Origin of the sequence: Actinomadura rubrisoli, from assembly GCF_004349215.1 — a bacterium.
Lineage (GTDB): Bacteria > Actinomycetota > Actinomycetes > Streptosporangiales > Streptosporangiaceae > Spirillospora > Spirillospora rubrisoli.
In genome coordinates, this window is the sequence record NZ_SMKU01000777.1 from 1 (window position 1) to 640 (window position 640).

The 640-nt window shown below is 75.3% G+C and carries 1 protein-coding gene; it reads left to right on the forward strand.

Translation table 11 applies throughout. The features are described 5' to 3' along the window. On the forward strand, positions 1–593 hold a 593-nt coding region (locus tag E1298_RS47425), incomplete at its 5' end, for an enoyl-CoA hydratase/isomerase family protein (protein WP_131903926.1). Between the last annotated feature and the right edge of the window lie 47 nt (positions 594–640).

Consider the following 640-nt stretch of genomic DNA (forward strand, 5'->3'; position numbering starts at 1 on the left):
GCGGGCTGGGGCGGGCGCAGGACGACGGGCGCCCGGTGGCCGCCGCCGAGGCGATCCGGGAGAGCGCGCCGTACCGGCTGTTCACCGCGTTCCCCAAGCTCGGCAAGCCGATCATCGCGCGGCTGGCCGGGCACGCCGTCGCCGGCGGCCTCGGCCTCGCCGCCTCCTGCGACCTGGTGATCGCCGCGGACGACGTCAAGCTGGCGACCCCCGAGGTCGATGTGGGGCTCTGGCCCATGATGATCATGGCGGTCATCAACCGGAACGTGGCGCCGAAGCACGCCTTCAAGCTCTACTACACCGGCGGGCGCGTCACGGCCGCCGAGGGCCGCGACATCGGCCTGGTCACCGAGGTCGTCCCGCGCGCCGACCTGGACGGCCGCGTTCGCGAGCTGGCCCGGACCATCGCCGCCAAGAGCCCGCTCGGCCTGCGCCGCGGCCGGGACGCCTTCTTCGCCATCGAGGGCCGCCCGCTGGAGGACCAGGTCGCGTACCTGCTCGGCGCGCTGGTGGAGCTGGCCGCGACGGAGGACGCCAAGGAGGGCATCACCGCCTTCCTCGAAGGCCGCACCCCCGACTTCCAAGGCCGCTGACAGCCCCCGCCCGCGCCGCCTGCCAGGCCCGCCCGCCTGCCTGGTCC